Source organism: Myroides sp. (genome assembly GCF_032073645.1).
Taxonomy (GTDB): Bacteria; Bacteroidota; Bacteroidia; order Flavobacteriales; family Flavobacteriaceae; genus Flavobacterium; species Flavobacterium odoratimimum.
Genome location: NZ_DAMANB010000005.1, coordinates 188,832 through 211,322, shown reverse-complemented (window position 1 = coordinate 211,322; position 22,491 = coordinate 188,832). Strand labels below are relative to the sequence as shown.

The window sequence follows — 22,491 nt, the reverse complement described above, 5'->3', positions numbered from 1 at the left end:
CGCAATAAATATGGCTGATTCTTTTTCGAAAAAAGAGAAAAATAAAAAGAAAGCACAGAAAAGACAAGAGAAAGCATTAAAGAGAGAGGATCGTAAAGTAAACAACAACAAGGGTAAAGATCTTGAAGATATGTTGGTTTATGTAGACTACAATGGTAATCTAACAGACGTTCCGCCAGAAGAGCAAGACATCGAAGCAGCTAAAAGGGAACTTGAAGAGCGCTTAGCGGCAGCTTCTGCTCCAGATACTGAATGCACTGGAGTAGTGACTTATTTTAGCAGTAAAGGTTTCGGGTTTATAACTGAAGATGATTCAAAAGAAAACATCTTTGTACACAGTAGTCAGTCTAATCAGCCATTACAGCAAGGTGATAAAGTTACCTTCAAAAAAGAAAGAACTCCAAGAGGCCTAAGTGCCGTTGAAGTAAATAAAATTTAAATACTTAATATTATGCAAGAAGGAACAGTAAAATTCTTCAACGAAACTAAAGGTTTCGGTTTCATTACTCCAAATGATGGAGGACAAGACATTTTCGTACACACAACTGGTTTAAACGAGAGAGTTCGTGAAAACGATGCAGTAGTTTATGAAGTTGAAAAAGGTAAAAAAGGATTAAACGCTGTTAACGTAAGAAGAGCTTAATTCTTTTTTAATAGGTACGAATATTTTAATGTTCCTACTTATTAGATAAACTAAAAAAAGGCTAAACAAAATATTTTGTTTAGCCTTTTTTATTTATCGCACGGATTGCAAATCCGCGCAAACTGGTATAGGTTGTTGGACATATACGATACACTTCTACATACTCTGGACGGATTGCAAATCCGCGCGAACTGGCATATATGCCGTATGTATGAAACTTAGTTCTCTATTCTTATTTCTCAACCTATAGATAAACACTCCTACAGATAATCCTAAGATAATAATAAGACTCGTCACTACGACCATCAATATCACATTTCGAAGCTCATCGTTCTCGGTAGCTACTCTCTCTGTTTCATAAGCAATACGAGCAAAGCGATTACGCGTAGCATAATCTAGTTCTGCAAGATCATTACTCAAGGTTATAATTTCTTTTACTCTACTATTATTATCATAATGCTGATGGGAAACTAAAAACTCTAAGGCATTCTTCTGATCTACCTTTATATTCCGGTCAACTGCTAGTTGATATACTTTCTCAGCCCAGTTAAATGCTTGAATACTATCTTTATCTTGAAGATATAAGCTCGCTATAGTCATAGCCATTTCATTCATCACATAGCTATTCGTTAAGATAGCTGCTTCATCATAAGTATTCTCTAGTTGTTTTATATAATAATCAAACTCTGTTTGACTATAGCTTTTTAAACCATCCATAAACTCCGCTTTTGCGATACCTGAATTCAATACACTCTTTAATAAAGAGGGAATCTCAGGTATAATAAAGCTCAATCCTGTAGAAGCATACTTAGTTACTTCTTTATAATCTTCTAAATAATATGATACTTCTGACAAATTATAGTATAACATACTTTTTGCCATCTTTAATCTATTTAAATCTAGTATTTTATTTTGTTTAGCATCTTTTTGCATTAATGCTAGCGCTTCTAATAAATACTTTTTAGCTCCTTCAAAATCATTCTGATTCAAAAGACAGGTCCCCATTAATTGATTAGCCTCAAAAGGTATAGGGCTAAATGGGTAGTTATTTAATACTTGTAAAACACTTGCAACTTTGCTTTCACTTTCTATATGTAGACCTTTTTCAAAAAGAACACGGGCTTGATAAAATTTAAGCTCCCCCATCTTCATAGAATCTCCTATCTCTCTATAGATATTCTCTGCCTTAATATAGTAATAGAATGTACTGTCTAGGATTCCTAAATTATGATTATAAACTCCTAAATCATTGTATATACTAGCCAATGCATATCATCAGACTTTCTTTCGGCAAACTTTATTGCCCTTTGACTAAGTTTATAAAACGACGAAGAATCACGTGTTCAGCGCAATTGATTGAGAACACTATCAATAAAAACACGATTGTCAGGTGTGTTTTTTAAACTTAAGGCTTTCTTTATACTAGGTTTTAAAGTTTCAGCTAAGCTATCCCTATAATCATCACTATACCACACTGCATATAGCTGATCATAATCAGTTCCATTCAATTTTTTAGACCGACTACAATTCACTAATAACAATGCAAGTACAACAAATAGAAAATTAATTTGGTGAAGTTTTTTCATATCAGTTTGTATCAATACATAACAAATGTAAACAATGATATTTGAATTCTAACAATAGTTCACATTTAGAAACTTAGTTTATCAATAAAAATAATGATAAACACAAGTTGATAGATTAACACGAGATGCACCACACATCATAGTAAGAGTACTTTTAAAAGAAAAACATCCTTTTACAGCAAAAATGAAGTAGGTATAAAAAAATACTCCCTAATCAGAATTGGAAGCCTGACTAGGGAGCGAGTCATCAAATAACAGATTTTGACAACAGTGCAATATTACTACCTTTTGAGTAAATATGCAATATTTTTAATACTATTTTTTACAAAAATTGACACAAAATAACTGATAATTCAATAAAAAACTCATTAACAGATACTTATATTACAATATACATAAACAAAGATGGGATATATACAAAAAAATGCTCCCTAATCAGAATTGGAAGCCTGACTAGAGAGCGAGTCATCAAATAACAGATTTTGACAACAGTGCAATATTACTACTTTTCCAGTAAATACAAGCAATTGAACGCATTTTTTTTCAAAAAAACATCACTTATATAAAACACTTATAACGAATGTTTTAAAAACAAAAAAGAGCTTTAACCCAAAGGCTAAAGCTCTTTTTTATGTGATAGGATTCCCTTTTCACTATTTATTTAGGCTTAAAAACATCAAATACATTCTTATTAGGATGTAAATCCTAACTGTATTAAACTGTCTTGTTGGACTAATTCTCCACTACTCTTATACACACTAATAGTATCTGTAGCCTTGTCTAATACTTCATAAAAATCTAGTTTACCCTCTTTATAAAAATAAAAGTACTTATCTTCTTCTCCGATACAAGTCTTGTCAGTTAAAACACCATCTTGATAAGTCAGCGAACATCTATAGCCTTTCTCAATAAAAAACTCTTCTGTAAGCACTCCTCTGTTGTCGAAGAACTGAGTGCGCTCGTTTAGTACATCTTTTATCTTCTGTATATTTCCATTTCGATAGTATACTTTATGAGCTTGATTAATATTGTCTTCTATACTCTCAACGGATTCATCCTCGTAATAACTATAAAAAATAGTATTATAATCTAATTCTAAATCAAAATGGATAACTTGTTTACTCACTAATTTACCTGACTCAAATCCTTCTACAGTAAAGATTCTATCTTCTAAAGAAAATCTAGAGGTAACTATATCTTCTTCTTTTACAGAACCTTCTACAGCTACTCCTTTTACAAAGGTTAAATCGAAAATACTTCCATTTACCTTACTTCTAAGTTTACATTCTCCATCCAGCAAGCCAAATTCTCCTACGCAGAACTCTCCATGAAAAAAACTATTATCGATAATGTATCCTCCTTTATCTAAAACCACTTGTTCAGTCTGGATTGCCTTTTCATAATAATCACAAAGTTCCTGTTGAGTATAGTTTTTACACTCTTCTGAATGAAGTCTTTGGTAGAGATCATAGTTAATTAAACGTTGAACTATAATTTCTGCCCCACAGTACACTTCATCTATATCGAAGAAGTATGACTGATCTAAAGTTATATATTTTTGTAGATTTTTATTCATATTGATAATAAAACAATAAAATTAACAAATTGTTTTATGTCGTCTTTTTTTGATTTACTTACCTTCTTTTCTATACTCCTTATCAATTCATAGGCAAAAAGACAGAACAAGGACGACTAATATATTAACAAAACTAAAACATTTTATTCAATAAATAATATTTAAACATGATAATTATCAAAAAATATGATTATTTTTTGTCCCTACTCTACTTATTTTAATTCTACTCGAATATTTATTCCTATCTTTTAACAGAGTCTATCCTATTTTTTATAGGCTGTAAGTCCTTTATTTAACTCAGATTCGCGATAGACATATAAACGAAAAGTAATTATACAAAATAGCTCTGAATTAGTGTGTAAAGCGTACTATAGTATGTTTTAACAACTATTGAAAGAGATATGAAGTAGAATTGCTTTGTAGCATTTAGCTAATGCGGAATCTAAGTTTCAGCTAGTTTCACTAGTTCTTTTTACCTCCATTTACTTTCTTATCTAGTCTATTCCACATAGCAAAAAGAAGAACTACTAAAATAGCATAACTCACTAACCAAGAAAGAACAGGAGACTGAAGAAAGAAATAAAACAATACTGCGATTAAAAATACTAAAGGATATAACATCACCAATACACAGAATGTTTTAGAAACAATACTATTCCAATAATACATCCCTTTTAGTTCTTTTGCCCTCGGCGAAGCCAAAGACATCAGAGAAGGAACGAACATCACTAAACTTCCTAAAAACACAAGGCTAACTATAACCCATAATACAATTTCCATACAAATAGTCCTTTTATGACACAAACTTACAAGAACAAGATGGATGATACCAATTCTCTAAGGTAAATTATTTAGTTATTTCTATTACAAGCAGATTCTGTAAAAATCACCTCCTTATTAGCTGATCTAACTTACTCCAGATAATGAATAAAATAACAGAGACTACTACATAGCCAAATAACCAAGGTAGAACCTTTAGATCAAAAAAACGATAACACAATACAGCTATCAAAAATAATAGAGGATAAAAAAGTACGGATATAAAAAAAACTCTAGATACCTTGTCTAACCAATAATATCTTCGTCCTACAACGCTAGACTTAGGAGATGCAATCGACATAATAGAAGGAACAAACATAACGATACTCCCAATAAAAGCCACACTAACTATAATCCATAAAATAATATCCATATTTCTCTTATATCCATCACAAAACTAACATAACTAGATAAAGATACTAACGTTTTAACTTGTCCTTATCATTTCACTAGTGTGTTCAATTATTCTAACAAAGATATACTCTCGTTCTTAAAACCTTTTTAAATACTGCCTTATCCTTGACCTATTGCCAAAATTTTAAATATCTTTACAGAACACAGTTAGTTTAATCGTTAAAAAGAAAGACAAATGAGTCAAAAAGCACAAAATGTGACAGATTATCCAAATAACAATACTATTTTTTCAGTTTGGAAGTTTAAAGAAGAAGCTGAAATTAAACAAGCTTTTGAGGCTTTATGTGGTCTAGTCAATAACTTAAACAATTCATTTAAAGTTAGAGTAAACGCTGGACCTACTAGTTGTATCTTAGGAGTAAGTCATAACGCTTGGTTAAAGCTAGACTTACCTACTCCAATGCCGAAGGAATTAAAAGTTTTTGAAGAAATCAAAGGAGATAAACATACTGCTGTATCTACAGATGCAGACTTACACCTACACTTGAGCGCTATTAATCCTGCTATCTGCTATGATATGGCCATGGCGATATCTAAAGTCCTACTGCCTGTAGCAGACTGTATAGATGAAGTACAAGGGTTTAAATATTGGGATGGTCGTGCAATCATAGGTTTTGTAGATGGTACTGAAAACCCTATCGGAGAAGACAGAGATTACTTCGGAATCGTAGGAAACGAAGATCCTCAATACAAAGGAGGTAGTTACTTATTCGTCCAAAAGTATATTCACTTTATGAAAGATTGGGACAATTTATCTACAGAAGAACAAGAGAAAGTAATCGGTAGATATAAAGCTACAGATATAGAGATGGAAGAAGATAAAAAACCTGCCAACTCACATACTGCCCTTACAGCGATAGAAGATGAAGACGGTAATGAACTAAAAATCATTAGAGCGAATATGCCCTATGCTAATCCTTCTAAAGGACAAGCAGGAACTTATTTTATCTCTTATGCCTCTACCTTCAGCACAACAGAAAAAATGCTTAAAAATATGTTTATTGGAGAACCAGCAGGTAACTACGATAGAATATTAGACTTTAGTAAAGCCATATCAGGAACGTTATTCTTCGTGCCTTCTTTAGACATTTTAGATGATTATTCTGCAGAATAACACTACTTTATAAAATCAAAAGCACCTCAGTATAACTATTGAGGTGCTTTTTTATATACTATACTTCTAAAAACTCTTTTATATCGTGATAGCCATACACCACTACTTCTGGATACTGACTTATAAACTCCTTTATACGCTCTAATGACTCTAATCGCAGTCTATTGTTATCTGCTCTCGCCTCTGTCAATTGGTGTACAGGATGATTAGAATTACTGAGTTCTTCTCTTAAATAATAAGCATCCCCTATATAAAAATACCACTTCTCCTCTACTTGATAAATAATACCACAATGTCCTAAAGTATGTCCAAACAATGGAGTCAAATACAACTCTACACCTTCTATCTGTACTCTTCTTACTTCTAATCCTCTCCATTGTTCTACTGTAGTCCTATACTGTATTATAATAGGTTGATGGAGTAAGAGCGTCTTTACATATCGAGGATTGTCAGATTGGTAATTATGATACTCTTCAGAGCCAACATGTATAGAAGCGTTCGGAAAATCTACAATACCCGAGATGTGATCACAGTCTAGATGAGATACTACCACATCTGTTACCTTTCTAGGGTCTAGACCTCGTTGTTTTAACTGCTCATATATGGCCATAGAAGGATCTAATCGAAGCCCAACAGCTGTTACTAATTCGGGTGAGAATCTAGATTGCACAGGATCGTTGTCCTGCATGCCTATTCCTGCATCTATTAAAACTAATTTATTTTCTATTTCTAAAACTGTACAGTGCCCAATGGCTCTATCTCCTGTTGGAGCATTAATCTCTACAGCGTTCAAGTGATATACGTTGATCATACTATTTTTCTAAATTTAATTGAACAAAATTCAACTTATTTCAAGTCAAAAAATAGAATGATAACGCCAATTTATTCTACGCCAATTATTCTAAAGGGTATAGAAATATCTATCTGTGGAGTATCCATAAAATAACTATTTTGAAGAAATGCTTTAGGTGAATCTCCTACAAATACCCGAAACTCTCTCCCGAAGTGAGATTGATCCGCATAGCCTACCTTATACGCTACCTGAGTTAATGAGGTAGCCTCACTATTTTGCATAAAGTGTAATGCTTTCTGAAATCGCATGATTCTACTATAAGTATAAGCATCTATACCTACTACTTCTTTGAACTTTCTCTGAAAACTTCTCCTAGACATATTCACTTCTTCTGCTAGGCTCGTTGTATTAGCTAATTCACAAGTCTTATTTAGCTTTTGTATGATGTACTCTATCTCTTGATTAGAAGATGTTATAGCATATCTTAAGAAGTGATTTTCTAATATTTTAATTGCCTCTTGGGTAGATGTACTTTCATAAAGTTGTCTACACACTTCACTTGGCAAGAGATCTTCTGCATCTGCTAGCGTATTTGTCAATTCTGTAGCATGCAGACCGAATATTTTTTTAAAAGCAGTAGGATGCAAGTCTACTCCTAGTACAGTAGCTTTATGAGCAAAGTAATTAAGACAAGGACTATCACTCTTCTGTCCATAGATAAAAGACTTAGGCAAAGCCTTTTGATTTTCCTTATTGTACAATACTGATTGATTCTGAAACAGCTGTATAATAATCCCTGTATTACCAGAAGCGATTATGCGATACAGCCCTTTCCCTTCTTTTAAATCTACTTCTCCATGCCAGAATCTACTTACGATACTTCTTAGCTCTTTTTGAGGCAAACAGTACTTTACATTCATATCTTATAAATCCTATTCAATCAATTAAACTACTAAAAATAATATTAATCTGGCGTTTCTACAATCAAAAAACGCCCTTTTTCAAACAACAAGCCGATAGAATCATCTATCGGCTTGTTTAATTATATTATTCCTTATGTTGACTTTTATAGATAAGATAGGCACCTAATATCACTCCTAATAGAGCTAATAGAACCAAATATTCTTCAGGTGTATTGCCATTGAGTCCACCAATACACATCCCTAAAAAGAGAACCGCTATCGCGATAATACCCCATCCTATGATCTTCATCTTCTTTTCTTAAATATGATTCATAATTTGCTTACACTATAAATAAGTCTTATTATACTGTTTTACTAAAAGTGTCTATCCCAATTATTCTCTAGGATTACTCTATTAGCATAATAGACGCAGTGTTTCTCTTGTATAGCTCTCATCTCTCCACATTCAGGACAAGTTGCCTGAGCCGTATCCTCATTCACGCGATTCTGCAATTCTTCACTATCGTCATAACACTCTGCTCCTAAACCTCCTAGAGTGATAGTATATCTATAGCCTCTCTCACTCATAAATGAGCACTGCCCATCTGTAATGTTTTGAGTAGAGAAGTTCACATCATCTAGCCATCCTTCACTAGGCCAGTTGATATGTACTAAGTTTCCATCCTTCACCTCTACACTTACCTGATAAGTACTACTACTGTTTGTATAAGGGTTTTCATACATCACCTCAGCACAATACACTCCATCTTTATAATAGTCACTCTCACCATAAATGGTAAAACCGTGTGACCCGGCACTTTTTTTACAAGCAAATAACAGTAATATCATACTTGCAAACAACAGAATTATTTGTTTCATTATCCTATTTAAAATACCTCAAACTATGTAAGACCTTGCCCTAGCCATGTACTACGTACTAAAAATGAATCTACTTACAAACTCCACAGCTATTTCCTTTCTAAGAGCAGTGCTTACAGTATTTACAATTTTTACACGCTTTACAATTTGAATATCCTATACAGGTAGCATAAGTTACAGAACTATAATTTCCTGCAAACACTAACATACTTAATACAGATACACTGATCAATAAACTACTCTTTATCATATCCTGCTATTTTAGGTTTAGGTACTCAATAAAACAACAATAATGCCAAGCAATTTACTTCTCTTTTTCCTCGTGCTAAAAGCGGTGCAAATGTATCAAAGGAACTGTGAAAAAAAACTTAAATTTATAAGCTTTTTTTACTCTTTTTAGAGAGACCTGTTTCTTCTGTTTTGACACCTAATACAAAACAGTTATATCATCTCTAAAGCCTCTAATATACAGCCATATATATACGATAGATCTTCGTCAGTTGTACAGTATGGAGGCACTAGATAGATAATATTACCTAGAGGTCTCATCAGGACTCCTCTATCTAAGAAGAAAGGATATAACATATCATGCATATCACTAAAATAAGAAGTACATTCTGTTGTCTTCCACTCCATCGCAAAAATAGTTCCGCATTGACGTGCATCTTGTACTTTAGGATGCTGTTTTAATTGTTGTATAAACCCTTTGTGCTTCTCTACAATACGATTAATATGATCCTGTGTATCTTTAGATAGCAACAGATCCATACTTGCTAAAGCTGCTGTACACGCTAAAGGACTTGCCGTAAAAGAATGTCCGTGAAACAGCGCTTTAGTCTTATCATCTGCATAAAATGCCTGATACAGTTCTTCTGTACAAGTAGTAATTCCTAATGGTAATGTACCACCTGTAAGTCCTTTTGAAAAACACATAATATCAGGCGACTCACTAAGGTGATTAGCAGCAAAAAGCTTTCCTGTTCGCCCAAACCCCACAAATATCTCATCTTGGATTAAGAGTATTTCTCTTTCTTTACAATGGCTCATTAATGCAGATAGGTGTTCTGCCTTGTGCATTAACATTCCCCCTGCCCCTTGTACTAAGGGTTCATAGATAAAACAGATTGTCTCTTCAGCATATGTATCAATGGTCTTTTTTATACTCTCTAGATTCTCTGCCGTGGGCACCTCTATAAACAAAACCTCAAACAACATATCGCCAAAAGGATCTGTCCATATTCCTCTACCACTCACAGACATTGCCCCAAAAGTATCTCCGTGATACCCATTTTTAAAAGCAAAGACTTTATTCTTCTTACCTCCTTTATTATAATTAGCCTGAATAGCCATTTTTAAAGCGACTTCTATCGCTGTCGAGCCATTATCTGTATAAAATACCTTAGTCTGGCTAGATGGTAATAAGCCTAATAATCGCTCTGATAACTCTATAGCAGGCTGATGAGTAAACCCAGCAAAGATTACTTGCTCTAGAGTAGTTAATTGTTCTGTCAATTTCTGAGCAATATAAGGGTGCGAATGTCCATGTAAGGTTACCCACCAGGATGATACTGCATCTATATATCTCTTGCCATTCGCATCGTATAGATAACTTCCCTCTCCTTTTGTGATAGGAATTATATTCTGAGCTGTTTTCATCTGAGTATAAGGATGCCAATTCACAGCATAATCGCGTTCTATTAAATTATCTTGTCTATTTTTCATTTGTTATTCTTGTAATGAAACACTTGCTAATTCAAGTGCTGTTAACATAACTGCTTCTTTAGTAATCTCTTCTAATGTGGGTATGTGTATTAGTTGTGTATCTCTGTCTATAAAGTTCTTTATCGCCTTTAATGAGTAAGGGTTAAACTCTCCATTTAGCACAAGGTAATCAATAGGAATATTCCTTGTCCTCAAAGCTTCTATCGATAACATTGTATGGTTAATACACCCCAAATAGTTTTTAGTCACTAATGCGACAGGAAGTTTTAAATATTGAATCAGATCAATCATATAAGTAGAAGAATTAATCGGAACAAACAATCCTCCTGCTCCCTCTACAATAAGATTATTCGCAGTATCAGGGAGCGTAAAATCACTTAGTTGAATATCTACATTTTCTTTAACTGCAGATTCATGAGGTGAAGCGGGTAACTGCAGCCTAAATCTTTCTCTATAAATAGTCACATTCTCATTCCACTGTTGTATTTTCATACTGTCTGATTCATGTAGGTCTCCAGACTGAATAGGCTTCCAATAATCAGCCTTAAAATAATGTGTTAGAATAGCAGAAGTAACTGTTTTACCAATTCCTGTATCGATACCAGTTACAAATAGTTTAAGGGGTTGTGTCATTTCTTTTTATAATTTCAAATAATAAATTCATTTCTTCTCTTGTGTTGAAAGCATGTAGACAAACTCTTATGCGTTCTGTACCTTTAGCCACAGTAGGTGCCTTAACGATATAAGTACTAAGATTGTGTTGTACTAAGTCTGTTTGAAAGCTTGGGATATCTCGAATTCCCTTAAGACTAATCACCTGTATAGGACTTGGAGTGAGTACAATGCCTTTAGGAGCAACTTCTGCGTAAGTCTTGATAACACTTTCTAATTGTAGTGATAGCATAGGATACTTCTCTATAAAAAGATACGCAAGCTTAATACTCACAGCCATCAAAGCATTAGGGGCTGTACTATAAATAAAAGAAGAAGCAAAATTTATAAGAGAATCTATCAACATCTTACTTCCCAGCACAGCAGCTCCATGTACTCCCATCGCCTTACCGTATGTCACAAGAGTTGCCCATACACCAGTCTGTAATCCTAAAGAGTGTATTCTACCTAGTCCGTATACTCCTATAGCGTGAGCCTCATCTACTATTAAGTAAGCGCCATAACGCTGTGACAACTCTATTAGCTCCTCTAAGGGAGCTAAATCTCCATCCATAGAATATAGACTCTCTATAGCTATGTAAATATCTCCTGTTGCTTTATTGAGTAAGCGCTCTAAGTCATCTAAATCATTGTGCCTGAACTTCCACTTTCTTACTCTTGACAATAGACATCCATCGTGTACAGACCGATGTATTAGTTCATCCACGATCACAGTGTCTCTCGATGTAGGTAGATTACCTAATAGAGCTAAATTAGCCTGATAACCAGAATTAAAAAGAAGTGCTCTCTCTACGCTATGCCTAGTTGCTATATACTCTTCTACTTCTTCTACCTCCTTTATATTCCCACTGATTAATCTAGATCCTGTACTTCCACTTAACAAAGCTGGATTATCTACTACCATATCTAATAAACCTTGCTGAAAAACACTATTTCTACTCAATCCTAAATAGTCATTCGATAGGAAGTCTATTGCTTCTATATCCCTAAGCTGTAAGCTTCTATAATTCTGGTCATAAAGCCGCTCTGAGAGTCTTCGCTGTAGATTATAAGGCAGTGTATTCATGCTTTAATTAATCGCTTTAGCAATAGCCTTCATCCACTCTTGACAAAGTAATTCTTCATACTCTACAATGATATCAGCATAGTATTGCCAATCAGGTGAAAAAACTTCTAATTGAGCAATAATTTCTTCTAGATGTCCTTGTTCTTCTGCTATAATTGATTTGACCATCACCTTAGAACCAGATCGATCTAAAACACCTTGGTAAATAGGATATAGTTTGTCTGCACGTACCTCTATGGCGTACGTAACCAATAGATAAGCAGCGAATTTTAAAGGTGCTTCATCAAGTCCAAGTGATTCTTTTAGATATCGAACGCAAAATACATCTAATCGTTGTAGATACTGTTGAGTCTGAACAGGTGCTAATAGATTAGTGGTATCATAGTGCTCAGGAAAACAAACTTGTAGTTTCTTAATTTGTTTTTTTAAGTAATAGGCATGCCTATGTTCTTCCGCTGCATGCTTTAATTGTAAAAAGGTAACTTGATACGGATTTTCACAAGCGGATATCTTCCTCGCTCCTGTGTTCTCCATAAAGGATAAGGCATTTAACCATTTGCTGTGTAGCTCATCGCTCGCTACGATTACTTCTAATAGTTGTTCCATTTTGTGTTTGTTTAAGCCACAAAACTAGAAGGACTAACTGGATCACCACAAGACCACTTTTAAGATAAATACTAGTCCGGATACTATCATACACTCTACCGAGAAGATAATACCTCTTCTATCTCCGTGATATATCAGCGCCCTATACGAGCCTATCCCTTGCTAAAAAAAGTCTTTTAACTAGTATATATCAGCTATTCTATGAATAACTAGTTCCCTAAAAGACTATCTGCTTTAAACTACTTCATTTATAAATCAATTGTTTAGTATATCTATAAGCGAATTATTCGTCTGCAGGCTGAGTTGCTACCTTAGTAGATAAGTATGTTCTATAAATATAAACAGCGCCAAATGAAAATGTTGCTACAACAAAAGTAGCGATAGGCAAACTCATCTCCTTTTCTACAGGAAACACATAAACCAAGAATGGAAACGCATATACCGCAGGCACTCGCATCTGAAATAGTTGAGACAAACCATACATCATAATCAACAATAGAAATGCGAGTAACAACCAGTTCTCAATATACTGATATAATACTACTCCTATGCTAATAGCTAATGTGAGAATAGCGATTTGCTTAACCATGATCTTCAGTGAATACGTCTTCATATTTAAAGATTCATACAGTACTACAGCTATAGGAGGGATAATAGCCATCTGTTGGTTGGCTGAGTAATACGCCACTATCATCCACAACAAATTAATAGCAATATAGGGATACATCATTTTTGTATTGACCTTCCCTTTTGAGTCAATCCCTTTATTTAAAGCTAGCGCATAGACCACAACCATCAAGACAAAAGTAGTTACCAATATGGCATAGATAAATGACCACGCATGAGCATTAGTCACAATAGGAAGAAAACCTGTAGCTAATGCAGGAGGCAAACAATAATTAATTACTTTCATCAGCACTAACATCAGTAGCAGTACAATCAACAACTTAGAAATATAAGGAATAGCTAACATATTTAGCCCAAACCCTATTAACGCTGTTAGTGAAGGAAGAATAAATATTTTATCAGGCTGTCTCAGCCATGCTTTCTCTTGGAATACCCATAGCCCCACAGCTAGTGCTGCTATCTCTGGCAAGACAATCTCTGGATCCTGAAAATACACTGCTCCACATACCATCAGTAGTATGAATACAAATGCTAAAATATAGTGATATACAGTTGGTTTATTTACTAAGTTCATCATCTTCATTACGTATTTGAAGCAAAATTAATTGAACTCAAGTATAAAGTACTTATATAATTTTGTGTTTTTGTTATATGGAACGTGATGTTGTTTAGACTATTGCATTAACACAAGTATATCTCATCCTCTAAGTACATTATGACGAAGTCAAACATTCTTAATTCCTAATTTTTAATTCTTAATTAAAATACCTTGCTGCGCAAACTCTCCCGACTTTGAGCCACTCCTTTAATGATTGTGATGTTGTTTATACTATCACATCAATGTATAGTATATCTAGCTATACAAGTACATCATGGCAAAGCCAAACATTCCTAATTCTTAATTTTAAATTCCTAATTAAAATCACACTTCATCTAACAACAATCTCTTCATCTCTGTCTCTTGAATCATTGGTAGTTCCCAATGTTCAATGAAAGCCTCCATCATCTTACGTCCTCTAGCTTCAATATTTTCCTTAGTCCATGTAGGGTATTCTAAAAGGTCTAACTCTAACTTACTTACTCGATACTCATGTTTTACAGCATTCTGTACCTTGTGTTGTATCTTGTCAAAAGGGTTCGCTTCATAGCGGTTATATGCTAAAAACATATTACCTATCGAATGGCTATAACGGTCACGATTGACCTTTTGCATAGTATTAATATCCTTATACGTACTTCTTACCTCATAATCATCTTCTTCTGGATAGACTAAGTACACTTTAGGCTCGGTCTGTTCTAATAAACCTCCCATACTCTCCTCTATTCCTTTTAAGAAATAGTCTAATCCTACCCAAGTCTTAAATCGTCCTCCCTTATGAATATGACGAATCACCTCTTTCCATCGGAAGTGCTCTACTCTACTCTCCATCAACACATTGAATAAGTACTCATTATTATGGGCACGTCCACGTAGATAGTAAAAATTAATATCTCTGAAAGTATCCTCTACATTTAGCGTAGAGTTGTTTCCTTGAAGCAAGAAGCACATGATATTATGGCGTTCCATCGCAAAGAACAAACGCTCTATACTAGCCAAGCGTTCTTGTAGTTCAAAGTCTGATAGCCCATGATCTTCCTTCACAGGCAAATCTCTCATCAATACAGCCAATACAAGGTTAAGCATATACTTACCGTATCCTCTAGGGAAATTAGACAGTCTTAGTAATGACTTCTGTATCGCAGAAGTAGTCATATACACAAAGTCTTCATCTGTATCTACAGCATAAGGATTATTAATAAAATACCACAGCGCTACTGCCTTGCGCATACTTTCTAGCCATTGGGTAAGTTCACTATAATCAGCGTAATTTATACTTCCCATCTCTTGTTGATCTAGCTGAAAGTCGATGGTAAACAAATGCTTCTGATAAGACTTAAAATCTGTAGATACCATCTTAGAATGAGAGAAGTACAACAACCAAAACGCTTTCAAAAAAGCATCGTCATCCATAGCTTGTGTAGGGTTTCGCCCCAGCCATTTATACACTTCTAACCAACTCTGATTAACTTTCTTACGACTGCGATCTATCGTACTAGCTACTGTCAATTGCTTAGAGACGATATAAAGCACTCTATTTTTCAGTCGCTCTAGACTTGATAATTGTTTCCCTCTAAAGTTTAGCGTCTCAAATACCATGGACACATCTAATGGGCACTCCTTTGACTCATTTAAGTTTAATATAGAAAACAATAGGTGCTTAGTGAGCTTCTCTATCCAAAAGACTAATTCAACTTGTGTAAAGTCTTTAATTCGCTCACTAAAGAATGCTTTTGCGAAAGATAAATTATGCGTGTATAAAGTTTCTGTCTCTTCTGCCTCATAACCAGTATCATTAAATATCTCTCTGATTAAATAATTATGAGAAGGCACATCTACGTGGTACCCAAAAATATAGCGATAACCACCTGTCTCTTTAACTTTAAAGTAATGTTCTGTAAGTCGTTGTTTGAGTGGGCTATCCTCTAGTTTCATCACCAATTCTGATAACAATATTAATACCGTAGTCAGACGTTGCTGCCCATCTACAATATTATACCCCTTATAGTCACTTCCTTCTATCACTAACTTTCCTACTCTTACCACAAACCCTTCTCGTCTGATACATTCTATATCAAACTTACTAAAGTCAGTCACAGTAAGAATACCCGTAAAGTGAAAAGCATTTCGGTTGTGATGGGTATTATTCAAATCGCCCCACAACTCTTCTAACTCCTTCTTCGTCCACGAGTAACCTCGCTGATAATCAGGAATACGAAAGACTTTACCTCTAAATACTTCTTCGAAAGTGATAATGTTCATGCTATACGTGCTTACCTATTTTTAAGGGTTGCAAAAATAGACAATATCACATAGATGGGCTAATGAATTATAATTAAGGATAGTAGTTTAACAAAAGTAACAACAAAGAAGTAACTCTTTTATACCTTCTAAGGAATGAATAAGGATAAGACGTATGATAAATCCATACTGTCTCACTACGGACTCATTCGCATTTAAACAAAAAAAGCTACCTCATAATCAGTAGCTCTTCTCATTTACTCTTTAAGCATTAGCTTATATTCTCGTTTATTACTCATAGGGTTAATATCTATAAACTCATACTGATCAATATTACTCAATACTTGTTCAAATCGCTTTTTTGCTTCTTCTAAAGTCCAAGTGGTAGGAAAATAAAAACCGTCAAACTTGCTCTCTGTAATATCTGCTTTAAACTCGTGGATATAATCATAAAAACCACCATAGGCTAGGGCTATCACCCCTGACCACTGTATAGCATAATGCTTATTCGCCAATGGTGTAAAGCTAATGGTATGATTAGCCGAAAGGTCATGGCCTAATAGATAGATACCAAAAGCCAATTCAGACTCTAACATATCATCTGGTAGAGGAAGCGGATTAAGTACAAACTCTTTATTATCTAATAAATCAAAACTAAAAGGAGTGGTCCCATCAGAAAGAAGAAGTCCCCCTTCATCTGACCAATAGGTAGAAGACAAAGTACACTGGTGATAGTTATCCCACACGATTCTAGATTGCCACTCGCTCATACTGGTATATTCGGCATCATCGTCGAAGTCCTCTTCCTCATCTTCTATATACTCTTCTCCTTCGCTTAGATAGTAGTATTTTGACTTTAGGTGTAGGTCAAACCATAGTTTGCCTGATTCGTCTAAACGACCTGCCCAAACAAACTCTTCTAACAGATGGGGTTTAGGATAGGCACTGTCGATAAATGTAATTGTACTCATGTATATGCTGCTTAACAAAATTGTGATACGGCCAAAGCTACAAATATCTAAAGTAGTAATACAAGCTTTTTCTTTTAAAAACAGAGGTGAAATTCTATGTTTATCACGGGCTCTATTTTTAGGTAAATCGATAGTGTAACAGCCTATAGTAGTTCGCTGTTCTACTTTCGAACAACTGTTTTTCCTACAAAATCGAAAATGATATTCTTTAAATCTAACAAGGATACGATATCTTCATTGATTAAAAATCCTAACTGCCCACAGAGCATAATCTGTTTTTCTAAAGTCATACAGCAGTGAGAGATATCGTCTAAGTAACAAACAAAATCTTCTTGTATCTGACTCTTTAACCCCAAACCGATATACAAAGAAATCATCCCACTAATCTCTCTCATCTTAGCGATCGCTCCTAGGTGATCCTCTTTAAAGTTCTCTAAGGTTAGTTTATAGATTGTTAACTTTAGTTCTAATGATTTAATCAACATCGCATCTCGCTGACATATACTCACAAAGCTCATAACAAATAGTTTATAGATTAACTATACTCCCACCATTACAATACCAAAGAAAGCATTTCTATATGAAGAAATTGTTATGTTTCGAGTTAATATAGGCTATGATTTCAAGTAATCTACTACTTCTCTGATGTTTTTTAGCTGTTTATAATTCTCATAAGCTAGCTCTTCCTCTACAACTTCGTGTGCCCAGGTCACATGAAAAGGAACGTGTAGTGCCGATCCTCCAAGTTCTAACACAGGGATAATATCAGACTTAACTGAATTTCCTACCATCATAAACTCCTGAGGTTGACAAGATAGCTTACTTACTAAATTTCCATAATCCAATATCTGCTTATCACTCATCACCTCTACATGGTCAAAATACTTAGATAGGGAAGAATTCTTTAGTTTTCGCTCTTGATCTAATAAATCACCTTTAGTCGCTAGTACTAACTTATAGTTGCCATTTAGTTGATCTAGTGTTTCCTCTACTCCATCTAAAAGAGTGATCGGTTTATCTATCAGTTCATGTCCTAACCCCAAGATGCGGTGCATTAATACATCTGTCATTTGAGCTCCTATAATCTGAGCTCCAGTTTCTAATAAACTCAATAAAAAACTCTTCGCTCCAAAGCCATATCGATCTAGATTTCGCATTTCTGTCTCAAAAAGGACTTTAGACACTTCTTCTGCTGGTAAATAATCTTTTAGAAGCTCGCAGAAAGCGTGTTCTGTCTCTTGGTAGTATATTTCATTATTCCAAAGTGTATCATCAGCATCAAATGCTATAATCTGTATATCTTTACTCATATTCTATTTCTTTATAACCTTGTCAAATATAAAGGTTGACTAGCGATTCTAAAAAGACTTTTGTCTTTCTTCATTTATTCTACTGATGTTCATCATCTAACGCAAATCCTTTTATCAAATACTCCATTAGCCCACTTTCTGAATTGTGTTGCCCGTACAGAATTAACCCTATACCCCACAGATAGTATCATATCTAAATTATAGAAGTTAGTCTTATAATTTTTACCATCAGAGGCAGTATGTGCAAAATTTGCACATACTGAATCCTCTTCTAATTCACCGTCTTTTAATACATTAGCAATATGCTTTGTGATAACACTTCTATCAACACCGAATATCTCACTCATTGTCTTTTGTGACGCCCAAATAGTCTCTTGATTACTATCAACTATAACTTGAACACTTGTTTTACCTTCTTTATTCTGATAAAACAGAAAATTCGAAACGTTGCTTTCTTCTTTCATAGTATATATTTGTAAGTAGTACTTAATCAACACTTTGCAATCTACTCTATTTTACACACTTACTCTTTAAATACATTGCTCTAAATAATAGCAAAAGCCCATCATGTGATGGGCTTTTCTATATTTGCGTATCTTTATATTCTACTAAAAAATTACTCCGTCATCATCACCAATCTTTTTCCACTGCTAAGAGGCATATCCCATACCTCACTTATCTCTTGCCACGGATAACTCACGGTATCAATGCGTAACTTCCCTGTTACTGCAAGGTCAAAAGCTTCTGGTAACAAAACTTTAAAGAAACGAACCATCTCTTCATCTGTCCAACTGCCTATTCCTGATCCTAATAACATAATGTCCGTTCCCCTTAGTATAGAAGAAGACAACTCCATCATATCACCAGACATCGCTCCTACATTGACAAAACGAGTTCTATGCTGATACTTGCCTTTACCTTTTAAAGCTGTCAATATAGCCGAAGCGCTATCTCCCCATAAGTAATCTATCACCACATCGATAGATGTTTCTTGATGTACTTGACTAAATGCTGTTACTAGAGTTTCTTTATTCTGATGCAGACTAATCACCTTATCTGCTCCTAGTTTCTTTAATGAGGATAAGACTTCTTCATTGCGCCCTGTCACAATTACTTTACTCGCTCCATAATGTTTAGCCATTTGTATAGCTACTTGCCCTGTGACACCTGTAGCTCCATTGATTAGCACTACTTCTCCCTTTTGTAACCTTGCTCTGACTACCATAGCGATAACAGAACCCATAAGGGCATTAGGCATAGCAGATGCCATTGCTAAATCTATTCCTTTAGGTAAAGATACTAATTGATTCTTATCTACGATGGCATACTCACTTAACATCCCTTGTAGTCCAAATCCATAAGCCATTGTTCCATCTGGGAGCTCACCTACTCCATCTGTTCCGATAACAAAAGGAGCAAAAGGTTTGGTGTTCACCGAATAATGCTTACCACTGGCGATAGCTCTATCGAGATTCTTAATCGAAACTGCCTTGATTTTCATCAACACTTCTTCTGAAGAACTTACTTCAACAGGCTTAAAGTTGGTAGTATATACAGGATTCTGTCCTTTTTCTTTTACAATAACTGCTTTCATATCTCTTTATTTTATAAAGACAAAAGTATTGGATAGCAACCGTGTATATCGATAACAAATGTTATCAAATTAGGACTTTAATAGCTTGCTTTTGATACGACTTAAGTGAACCTTAGATATTCCTATATAAGAAGCGATATAATGCTGTGGAATACGTTGTATAAGCTCTGGTCTACTCTCATAAAGCTTGAGATAACGCTCCTCTGGGGTTGACTGTACAAAAGATAAGCTGTGATTCACATAATCGAATGTTCGCTGAAAAATCACATCTATAAATAGATCCCTATACTCTGGCGTAGCTAAAGAGTCTTCTAACAGAGGTCTTATATCTTCTTTATCAGCCACCCATACCACTGTTGGTTCTATCGTCTCAAGAGTAAATTTACTAGGCATTCCCCTCCAAAAACTCTCAATAGATGAGACCATACTGTTCTCTAAAAAGAATTGAAAAGTCACCTCATGCCCATCTTTATTAATCCACACACGCAAGCACCCCTTACTGACCCAAAATACTTTATTTGCTATTGTTCCCTCTTCTAACAATACTGTTTTAGCAGGATACACTTCCTCTCTAAAATAAGGTTTATACTTATTGATAAACTCTTGACTAAGTAAAGAATCTTTATCTACTTTTTCGAACATGACTATTGATAATTCTACTGTTTAAAATTAAAACTTATTTAGGATATCAGAAAAGCTAATTTATCACTTATAATAACAACTAGCACCAGCATTACTTTATTACATAATTCTCTACAAACAAAGCCAATCATTTATCATTTTTACATAAAAAAACAATTACCAAGACATTCAACAATCTTATATTCACAAAAACAACCTAAATTTATCAAAATATATCACAATATGATAAATTACATTACTACATCCTTAGCCATTATGGCAGTTATAGGAGCACAAGCACAAGACTTCAATGTCAAAAAAGGAATTATAACAATTAATAAAAAAGAAATCGCTAAGATTGATCGAAAAGGAGTTGTTTATAAATTCACTAGTCTAGATGACAAGACTACCTTTTGGGCAGAAGTGAAAAGCAGTGCTAATAACAACTTCTGGTTACAACTTAAAGGAGAAAATGGAAACGTACAGGATATGGAAATGAAAAATGTTCCATTCACATTAAGTAAGGAGAAACAAGCTATTATGGCAGTATACTTTTCTGCAGATGGCCTAATCACAGAAGAAGGTATTAACTCTGAAAGAGCAACCGAATTGTTTCAATCTTCTAATAAAGAACTTTCTGACAAATGGAATAAAATAGATGGTGATAGAAAAGTAGAAAAAGCAGAAGAAACCGCTCTTTTAAAGAAAGCGAATATTAATGTAACAGATGATGCAAGCATCATGCAAGGAGCTGACAAAATAGGTTTTATCAATACTAAAACAACTAAACAAGCGTACTCTTCACATGAAGCTACAATAGCTGATATCAAAGGAAATGTTATCGCTAAGGTGAGTTATGACGAAACAAAAACAATGAACGCAAAAAGAGGAGTTACACTAACTACGTATGATGACAAACAGTTTGATCTAACAGACCTTAACTACTTTATGGATGCTACAGATCCTATTAAAGCGAATCCTGTGTTTATTGCTAAATTATATGCTAACGGCTATAAATTTGGTGATATGACTCAACAAATAAAAGATTATCGCGATGCTAAGACTACTGAAAAACAAGAAGAATATAATAAGCATGTAGTAGAAGCTAGAGGAAAATCACGTAATATCTATGATCAAGAGGGGTATGTGATCGATAAAAAAGGAACTAAACACACTGGATTAGTAACTATTGAATTTGAATCTGTACCTCGCGATGGAGACTATAGAATAAGTGGTAGCGTTGGGATAGCTGATGTTAGTAGCTATGGTAACTCAGTTGCTATTAAAACTGACAAAAAAAGATTAAACTTTAAAGCAAAAGAGGGTGTAGAGTTTGGTGTAGGTAATGAGCGTTATATCGGTACTCCTACCTCTGATGATGGAGGACTAGGTAACTCTAATGGAGAACTGGATGTATTTGGAGGTTCTAGTAAATTCTTAATAGTCGATTATGACAATGGTGGAAATATGGTGCTACACCACCTAAAAACACCTGATAGCTTCTACCTTCTATTAAAAGGACAGAAAAAAGCAATCTATTTAGGAAACAAATCTACTTTCGGAACCAGAAAAGAGGATACTACTAAAAAATTATTTGATAAATATGTAAACTGTAGTGCTCTTCAGTTCTCTAACTATGATACCAATACATTCGAAGGTCTTAAAAAATTAGTAGATGACTATGTACAGTCTTGTAACTAGTCTAATCTAAATTATAAAATCAAGCCCATCATACGA

23 protein-coding genes are annotated in these 22,491 nt (G+C 34.4%); 4 read left to right on the top strand and 19 right to left on the bottom strand.

The features are described from left to right. Window positions 1-10 precede the first annotated feature (10 nt). Together RT228_RS05995 and RT228_RS05990 are read left to right on the top strand one after the other, a co-directional pair. Window positions 11-439 carry a cold-shock protein gene (locus RT228_RS05995; protein WP_006258141.1) on the top strand — a complete coding sequence of 143 codons (429 nt, stop codon included), beginning with the start codon at window positions 11-13 and terminating at the stop codon, window positions 437-439. A gap of 12 nt (window positions 440-451) precedes the next feature. Next, window positions 452-643, top strand: coding sequence for a cold-shock protein (locus RT228_RS05990; RefSeq protein WP_006258143.1), 192 nt, complete (start codon window positions 452-454; stop codon window positions 641-643). Window positions 644-799: 156 nt separating this feature from the next. Here RT228_RS05990 and RT228_RS05985 read toward each other — a convergent pair whose 3' ends face one another. The 3 genes from RT228_RS05985 to RT228_RS05975 form a co-directional block, all read right to left on the bottom strand. Further along, a complete protein-coding gene (locus RT228_RS05985) occupies window positions 800-1,909 on the bottom strand; it encodes a hypothetical protein (RefSeq protein ID WP_131540962.1) in 1,110 nt (369 codons plus the stop codon). 1,011 nt (window positions 1,910-2,920) lie between these two features. Continuing rightward, on the bottom strand, window positions 2,921-3,805 hold the full coding sequence (locus RT228_RS05980) for a hypothetical protein (protein WP_006258146.1): 885 nt from the start codon (window positions 3,803-3,805) through the stop codon (window positions 2,921-2,923). A 462-nt stretch (window positions 3,806-4,267) separates the two neighbouring features. Beyond that, window positions 4,268-4,585, bottom strand: coding sequence for a hypothetical protein (locus RT228_RS05975; RefSeq protein WP_006258148.1), 318 nt, complete (start codon window positions 4,583-4,585; stop codon window positions 4,268-4,270). A 628-nt stretch (window positions 4,586-5,213) separates the two neighbouring features. Between RT228_RS05975 and RT228_RS05970 the strand changes: the two genes are divergently transcribed. Beyond that, window positions 5,214-6,152, top strand: a complete 939-nt coding sequence (locus tag RT228_RS05970; RefSeq protein ID WP_259638231.1) for a Dyp-type peroxidase — start codon at window positions 5,214-5,216, stop codon at window positions 6,150-6,152. A gap of 58 nt (window positions 6,153-6,210) precedes the next feature. Here the strand turns inward: RT228_RS05970 and RT228_RS05965 are convergent, their stop codons facing one another. The 16 genes from RT228_RS05965 to RT228_RS05890 all read right to left on the bottom strand — a co-directional run bounded on the left by RT228_RS05965 (window position 6,211) and on the right by RT228_RS05890 (window position 20,775). After that, window positions 6,211-6,963: an MBL fold metallo-hydrolase gene (locus RT228_RS05965; RefSeq protein WP_006263970.1), complete on the bottom strand. Its 753-nt coding sequence runs from the start codon at window positions 6,961-6,963 to the stop codon at window positions 6,211-6,213. Between the two features lie 71 nt (window positions 6,964-7,034). After that, on the bottom strand, window positions 7,035-7,865 hold the full coding sequence (locus tag RT228_RS05960) for a helix-turn-helix domain-containing protein (protein ID WP_259638232.1): 831 nt from the start codon (window positions 7,863-7,865) through the stop codon (window positions 7,035-7,037). Window positions 7,866-7,992: 127 nt separating this feature from the next. Then, on the bottom strand, window positions 7,993-8,157 hold the full coding sequence (locus RT228_RS05955) for a hypothetical protein (RefSeq protein WP_006261458.1): 165 nt from the start codon (window positions 8,155-8,157) through the stop codon (window positions 7,993-7,995). Window positions 8,158-8,222: 65 nt separating this feature from the next. Continuing rightward, window positions 8,223-8,726, bottom strand: coding sequence for a hypothetical protein (locus RT228_RS05950; protein ID WP_006263972.1), 504 nt, complete (start codon window positions 8,724-8,726; stop codon window positions 8,223-8,225). Between the two features lie 441 nt (window positions 8,727-9,167). Next, window positions 9,168-10,448: an adenosylmethionine--8-amino-7-oxononanoate transaminase gene (gene bioA / locus RT228_RS05945; protein WP_006261461.1), complete on the bottom strand. Its 1,281-nt coding sequence runs from the start codon at window positions 10,446-10,448 to the stop codon at window positions 9,168-9,170. Window positions 10,449-10,451: 3 nt separating this feature from the next. Further along, the gene (gene bioD / locus RT228_RS05940; protein ID WP_006261462.1) at window positions 10,452-11,081 is read right to left on the bottom strand and encodes a dethiobiotin synthase; all 630 of its coding nucleotides are present in this window, start codon (window positions 11,079-11,081) and stop codon (window positions 10,452-10,454) included. Continuing rightward, a complete protein-coding gene (locus RT228_RS05935) occupies window positions 11,065-12,186 on the bottom strand; it encodes a pyridoxal phosphate-dependent aminotransferase family protein (protein ID WP_313138511.1) in 1,122 nt (373 codons plus the stop codon). Before RT228_RS05935 ends, bioD begins: the two co-directional genes overlap by 17 nt. Window positions 12,187-12,189: 3 nt before the next feature. Beyond that, entirely contained in the window at window positions 12,190-12,792 is a 603-nt protein-coding gene (locus RT228_RS05930; protein WP_313138510.1) for a hypothetical protein, read from the bottom strand. A 283-nt stretch (window positions 12,793-13,075) separates the two neighbouring features. Continuing rightward, the gene (locus tag RT228_RS05925) at window positions 13,076-13,996 is read right to left on the bottom strand and encodes a hypothetical protein (protein WP_313138509.1); all 921 of its coding nucleotides are present in this window, start codon (window positions 13,994-13,996) and stop codon (window positions 13,076-13,078) included. A 345-nt stretch (window positions 13,997-14,341) separates the two neighbouring features. Then, window positions 14,342-16,279, bottom strand: coding sequence for a DUF262 domain-containing protein (locus RT228_RS05920; RefSeq protein ID WP_225582023.1), 1,938 nt, complete (start codon window positions 16,277-16,279; stop codon window positions 14,342-14,344). Between the two features lie 236 nt (window positions 16,280-16,515). Then, a complete protein-coding gene (locus RT228_RS05915) occupies window positions 16,516-17,229 on the bottom strand; it encodes a hypothetical protein (RefSeq protein WP_039329955.1) in 714 nt (237 codons plus the stop codon). Window positions 17,230-17,390: 161 nt separating this feature from the next. Further along, entirely contained in the window at window positions 17,391-17,747 is a 357-nt protein-coding gene (locus tag RT228_RS05910) for a four helix bundle protein (protein ID WP_006261468.1), read from the bottom strand. A gap of 96 nt (window positions 17,748-17,843) precedes the next feature. Continuing rightward, window positions 17,844-18,539 (bottom strand): HAD family hydrolase, encoded by a 696-nt coding sequence (locus RT228_RS05905; RefSeq protein WP_313138508.1) that lies wholly within the window; start codon window positions 18,537-18,539, stop codon window positions 17,844-17,846. Window positions 18,540-18,631: 92 nt separating this feature from the next. Beyond that, the gene (locus RT228_RS05900; RefSeq protein WP_006265639.1) at window positions 18,632-19,003 is read right to left on the bottom strand and encodes a virulence RhuM family protein; all 372 of its coding nucleotides are present in this window, start codon (window positions 19,001-19,003) and stop codon (window positions 18,632-18,634) included. 152 nt (window positions 19,004-19,155) lie between these two features. Next, window positions 19,156-20,133, bottom strand: coding sequence for a zinc-binding alcohol dehydrogenase family protein (locus RT228_RS05895; protein WP_313138507.1), 978 nt, complete (start codon window positions 20,131-20,133; stop codon window positions 19,156-19,158). 69 nt (window positions 20,134-20,202) lie between these two features. After that, window positions 20,203-20,775: a Crp/Fnr family transcriptional regulator gene (locus RT228_RS05890; RefSeq protein WP_071307551.1), complete on the bottom strand. Its 573-nt coding sequence runs from the start codon at window positions 20,773-20,775 to the stop codon at window positions 20,203-20,205. Window positions 20,776-20,997: 222 nt separating this feature from the next. On the opposite strand from RT228_RS05890, the gene RT228_RS05885 reads away from it, so the two are divergent. Beyond that, on the top strand, window positions 20,998-22,455 hold the full coding sequence (locus tag RT228_RS05885; RefSeq protein ID WP_313138506.1) for a hypothetical protein: 1,458 nt from the start codon (window positions 20,998-21,000) through the stop codon (window positions 22,453-22,455). Window positions 22,456-22,491 lie beyond the last annotated feature (36 nt).

Excerpts from the sequence above, each read along its gene's own strand:
- RT228_RS05995 (WP_006258141.1), top strand. The coding sequence starts at position 11 with ATGGCTGATTCTTTTTCGAAAAAAGAGAAAAATAAAAAGAAAGCACAG.
- RT228_RS05990 (WP_006258143.1), top strand. The coding sequence starts at position 452 with ATGCAAGAAGGAACAGTAAAATTCTTCAACGAAACTAAAGGTTTCGGT.
- RT228_RS05980 (WP_006258146.1), bottom strand. The coding sequence starts at position 3,805 with ATGAATAAAAATCTACAAAAATATATAACTTTAGATCAGTCATACTTC.
- RT228_RS05975 (WP_006258148.1), bottom strand. The coding sequence starts at position 4,585 with ATGGAAATTGTATTATGGGTTATAGTTAGCCTTGTGTTTTTAGGAAGT.
- RT228_RS05970 (WP_259638231.1), top strand. The coding sequence starts at position 5,214 with ATGAGTCAAAAAGCACAAAATGTGACAGATTATCCAAATAACAATACT.
- RT228_RS05965 (WP_006263970.1), bottom strand. The coding sequence starts at position 6,963 with ATGATCAACGTATATCACTTGAACGCTGTAGAGATTAATGCTCCAACA.
- RT228_RS05960 (WP_259638232.1), bottom strand. The coding sequence starts at position 7,865 with ATGAATGTAAAGTACTGTTTGCCTCAAAAAGAGCTAAGAAGTATCGTA.
- RT228_RS05955 (WP_006261458.1), bottom strand. The coding sequence starts at position 8,157 with ATGAAGATCATAGGATGGGGTATTATCGCGATAGCGGTTCTCTTTTTA.
- RT228_RS05950 (WP_006263972.1), bottom strand. The coding sequence starts at position 8,726 with ATGAAACAAATAATTCTGTTGTTTGCAAGTATGATATTACTGTTATTT.
- bioA (WP_006261461.1), bottom strand. The coding sequence starts at position 10,448 with ATGAAAAATAGACAAGATAATTTAATAGAACGCGATTATGCTGTGAAT.
- bioD (WP_006261462.1), bottom strand. The coding sequence starts at position 11,081 with ATGACACAACCCCTTAAACTATTTGTAACTGGTATCGATACAGGAATT.
- RT228_RS05935 (WP_313138511.1), bottom strand. The coding sequence starts at position 12,186 with ATGAATACACTGCCTTATAATCTACAGCGAAGACTCTCAGAGCGGCTT.
- RT228_RS05930 (WP_313138510.1), bottom strand. The coding sequence starts at position 12,792 with ATGGAACAACTATTAGAAGTAATCGTAGCGAGCGATGAGCTACACAGC.
- RT228_RS05925 (WP_313138509.1), bottom strand. The coding sequence starts at position 13,996 with ATGATGAACTTAGTAAATAAACCAACTGTATATCACTATATTTTAGCA.
- RT228_RS05920 (WP_225582023.1), bottom strand. The coding sequence starts at position 16,279 with ATGAACATTATCACTTTCGAAGAAGTATTTAGAGGTAAAGTCTTTCGT.
- RT228_RS05915 (WP_039329955.1), bottom strand. The coding sequence starts at position 17,229 with ATGAGTACAATTACATTTATCGACAGTGCCTATCCTAAACCCCATCTG.
- RT228_RS05910 (WP_006261468.1), bottom strand. The coding sequence starts at position 17,747 with ATGAGCTTTGTGAGTATATGTCAGCGAGATGCGATGTTGATTAAATCA.
- RT228_RS05905 (WP_313138508.1), bottom strand. The coding sequence starts at position 18,539 with ATGAGTAAAGATATACAGATTATAGCATTTGATGCTGATGATACACTT.
- RT228_RS05900 (WP_006265639.1), bottom strand. The coding sequence starts at position 19,003 with ATGAAAGAAGAAAGCAACGTTTCGAATTTTCTGTTTTATCAGAATAAA.
- RT228_RS05895 (WP_313138507.1), bottom strand. The coding sequence starts at position 20,133 with ATGAAAGCAGTTATTGTAAAAGAAAAAGGACAGAATCCTGTATATACT.
- RT228_RS05890 (WP_071307551.1), bottom strand. The coding sequence starts at position 20,775 with ATGTTCGAAAAAGTAGATAAAGATTCTTTACTTAGTCAAGAGTTTATC.
- RT228_RS05885 (WP_313138506.1), top strand. The coding sequence starts at position 20,998 with ATGATAAATTACATTACTACATCCTTAGCCATTATGGCAGTTATAGGA.